Genomic DNA, 4,198 nt, shown 5'->3' on the forward strand with positions numbered 1-4,198 from the left:
TTTTGTTATTCTCGGCTTTTTATTTATCAAAAGATAAGGGGGAAGTATGAAGCGTTGGGAAACTTATATTGCTAGATATCCGTGATCTTCTGATTTTTTCTAATTAAACAAAAATGAAAAAATTGGAGGAATACGAATGGCAAACTTTATGAATGCTTACATTCTTGAAAAGACTGAAGGTATGGATAAAGAACAATATTATGTTTCATTTATTGACGGAAATTATGTACTTCATAGGATAGAGATTAACTTTGATATTTACTCTGCTTTATTTGAATTAAATAAAAGAGATAGAAATCTTACCCGTTCAGATGAAAGAAATCTAGAACATTCGGAGCTTACTGATGAAACTCTTAGCAGAAGAATCTTTGAAAAATCAAAAGGTACAGAAGAAATTATACTAGAAAAAGAAATGAAAACTGAATTTTGGAAAGCAATAGGGGAATTACCTAATATTCAAAGAAAAAGATTACTTTTATATTATGATTATGGATTTTCACTAAAAGAAATTGCAAAAATGGAAAACTGCTCTATACGTGCAGTTAAGTATAGTATAGACATTGCAAAAAAGAAATTAAAAGAAAAAATAAAAAAGTTTTAAATTTAGACTTCAAAAACAGGCTTCAAATGTGGAAACAGGTGAAGGGATATTTTTCTCTTCCCTGTTTTTTTTACAGGTTGTACTTTGAAAATTAAATATCCGATATCATAAATACATTAGTTGATAAGCCAGAAATGGAAAAGCGACAAAGGAAGATGCGCCAAGACCACCTGTATAAAATATATTTTATATAAAAGTCGGCCTTCTAAGGTGTAGAGCGGCACCCATCTGTTCCTAAAAACAATCTATGGTAGATTGTTCGTCATAACCTTATCAGCCTATAATGATACTTCTGCCCAGCCACAGATATCCCAATGGGGGCAGCCAGCGGAGATCCCGGTGGAGGTGAAACTCCTATGATGAAGAATAACCAACTTCAGTTTATGAAATCGCCCTATAGGCCTTTTCTTTACAAGGCTTTATGTGTTGGGGATAGTAGTGTCTAAATACAACACAATTTAATAAAATATTATAATTTTTAATATTAGAAGCAATGGGGATCACTTGTTTAAGGCAAGAGATTATATATTTTGTTTTACAAATATAGTGGTCCCTATTTTTGTGATATTAAGAAAATAGATATTAGAATCAAAATACAAATTACATATAATGGGGGAAATCACATGACAAAGGAGCAGTTAATTAAGGAAGTAGAATATAAAATGTCTTTAAAACTCTTAAATATACTCCTTGCCAGAGGAATTATAACAGAGGATGAATATGTAAAAATTGATGAACTCAACCGTCAGACTTTTTCTCCAGAACTTTCTGAAGTATATGCGCAATAACACTAGCTATTGAAGAAACCTTGTGGTAGTGTATGTTGCTGAGAAGAAGTAAATATCAAAGGAAGGAGGAAAAGCCATGATAAATAAAGTGAAGAAAGTCAAGAAAATAGAACCTATACATCAGAAAGTTATGTTGGAATTAAAGCCTAAAAAAAGGGTATGTGCTTATGTAAGAGTCAGTACAGATTCTATAGAGCAACAGGATTCCTTTTATTATCAAGTGGAGTATTATAAAAATTATATAGGAAAAAGGGATGACTGGGAATATGCAGGAATCTATTCTGATGAGGGTAGAAGTGGTACTCAGGTAGAAAAAAGAGATGACTTTTCACGAATGATGCAAGATTGTGAAGATGGTAAGATTGATATGGTTGTTACTAAATCATTCACAAGATTTGCCAGAAATACAGTAGACAGCATTAAGGCAATAAGGAAATTGAAACTGCTAGGAATAGGAGTATACTTTGAAAAGGAAAAGATTAATACCTTATCAGAAAAAAGTGAACAAATGCCTACGATACTAAGTTCAGTTGCACAAACTGAGTCAGAAAATACCTCAGCTAATACTAAGTGGGGAATTAGAAAACAGTTTGAAGATGGAACATATAAAATAAATACCCCTGCCTATGGATATATGAATGGTGAGAATGGACAGCTGATAATTAAAGAAGATGAAGCCAAAATTATTAGAAGAATTTTCACAGAATATCTAAATGGCAAAGGTACTTATATAATTGCTAAAGGATTAAATAAAGATAATATACCGACTATTAGATCAGCAGAAGAATGGAAACATAGTGTGATAAACGAAATATTACAAAATCCTGTCTATCAAGGGGATTTATTATTACAAAAAACATATAGCACTGAGGTACTTCCTTTTAGGCAAAGAATAAATAAAGGGGAAGTACCTCAGTATTTTATTGAAAATAATCATGAACCTATTATCACAAGGTTAGAAGGACAGATGATACGTGAAATTCTTGAATATAGAAGAGAACAGATGGGATTAGATGATAGTGGCAAATATCAAAACAGATATGATTTTAGCAGTAAGATTATATGCAGTGAATGTGGAAGTACATACCACAGACAAAAAGTCAGTATAGGAAAGCCAAATGAAAGAGTCCAGTGGTCCTGTGCTCAACATATGAGAGATAAGAAAAAATGTAGCATAAAAGCCACGAGAGATGAAATTATAAAGGAAGCCTTCTTAACCATGTGGAATAAGCTAGTGACTAATTACACAGATATCCTGTATCCACTACTTGAGTCCTTAAAGAACCTAAGAACTAATGAAGAGCAGGAGAAAGAAATAACAGAATTAAATAATAAAATAATGGAATTAACAGAGCAGGGTCAAATCCTAAATCGAGTAGTATCGAAAGGATATATTGACCCTGCTATTTTTATAGAAAGGCAAAATGCACTGAGTATAGAGATTGAAGAAACTAAGAAGAGAAGAAACCAGTTACTAGTTAATAACGGTTTTGAAAAGGAGATAGAAGGAACTTTGCGATTACTTGACATTATTAGATGCAATCCAGAGATACTGGAAGACTACGATAAAAACTTATTTATAGATACAGTAGATAAAATTTTCATAGGAAAAGATCCTGAAATTGCTTTCAGACTGATTAATACATTAGAGCTAACAGTGTATGTAGGAAAGTGAGGTGAAGGTGTATGAGAAGAAATGTACCAATAGGCTATACGATGGTAGATGGAAGAATCGTCTTAGATAATAAAAAAGCAGAATTAGTTATAAAGATTTTTAAGGACTATTTGAATGGAATATCTACAGATAAAATAGCAAAATATCTTATAGCCAAAGGAATACCTAATGCAAATAACAAGATTAGCTGGAGTTATGGATCTGTAAGAACAATATTGGTTAACATTAAATACTTAGGGGATACAATACATCCTCAGATTATAGACGAAAAAACCTTTGAATCTGTGCAGAAGCGTAGAAAAGAAATTGCAATTAGGTTTGGGAAAACTAGCCAGGTAAATAAAGAAAAAAATCAAGCTGTATATAGTGGAAAAATAATATGCGGAGAATGTGGGGAAATTTACCGAGAGTATATACAAAATATCGGTAAAGCATCAGAAATTAGAAATTGGAAATGCAAAAGATATATTTATCAGAGAAAAGTATGCTGCAGAAATCCATTTCTAACAGGTGAAGAGATAGAAAACATATTTATATCAGCAACAAATAAAGTCCTATCAAAAATGTGGCTCTTGGATGAAGAAAAGAAAAAAGAAGCTCCAAAAATAACTATGGAAATCAGAAACATGGAAGAGAGAATCAAAGAGTTGGAGGAAGAAGAACAATTTTCTTCAAGGGAGCTATCAGAACTAATCTTTAAAAGAGCAAAAGCCTATTATAGTATCACTAAAATAGATGATTATGCCTATAGCACTGAAAAAATGAGACAAGCACTTGTAGAGAGAGAACAACTGATGGAATTTGATGAAGATTTATTTTCAACCATAATAAAACAGATGACCATCCATAAGGATGGAAAAATCCTAGTGGAATTTATAAACCAAATTACTATGGAGGAAGATCATGAAAACATAAGAAAGGATGGATAAAGGTGGTAATACCAGTAAAAAAGAAAGTGTCAATTATCCCTGCACAGAATATTTATAATAAAGGTATCAAGCCAGAATTAAAAGTCCTAAGAGTGGCAGCCTACTGCAGGGTTAGTACAAAACTAGAACAACAAGAAGGCAGTTATGAGGCCCAGATTGCTTATTATACAGAGAAGATAAATAGTAATCCTAATTGGAAACTGGC

General features: G+C 32.1%; 4 protein-coding genes and 1 pseudogene. All 5 read left to right on the top strand.

The window, feature by feature from the left end:
• The first annotated feature begins 136 nt into the window (after positions 1-136).
• Positions 137-601 (top strand): RNA polymerase sigma factor, encoded by a 465-nt coding sequence (locus FYJ83_RS19260; protein WP_154443115.1) that lies wholly within the window; start codon positions 137-139, stop codon positions 599-601.
• Between the two features lie 623 nt (positions 602-1,224).
• Complete coding sequence (locus FYJ83_RS19800) at positions 1,225-1,389, top strand: SHOCT domain-containing protein (protein WP_195838076.1); 165 nt, start codon at positions 1,225-1,227, stop codon at positions 1,387-1,389.
• A 76-nt stretch (positions 1,390-1,465) separates the two neighbouring features.
• Positions 1,466-3,064, top strand: a complete 1,599-nt coding sequence (locus FYJ83_RS19265) for a recombinase family protein (protein ID WP_154443116.1) — start codon at positions 1,466-1,468, stop codon at positions 3,062-3,064.
• 11 nt (positions 3,065-3,075) lie between these two features.
• Complete coding sequence (locus FYJ83_RS19270; RefSeq protein WP_154443117.1) at positions 3,076-3,993, top strand: recombinase family protein; 918 nt, start codon at positions 3,076-3,078, stop codon at positions 3,991-3,993.
• Positions 3,994-3,995: 2 nt separating this feature from the next.
• Positions 3,996-4,198: pseudogene (locus FYJ83_RS19275) on the top strand (recombinase family protein); the annotation flags it as partial.

It is taken from the genome of Tissierella pigra (assembly GCF_009695605.1).
Classification (GTDB): Bacteria; Bacillota; Clostridia; order Tissierellales; family Tissierellaceae; genus Tissierella; species Tissierella pigra.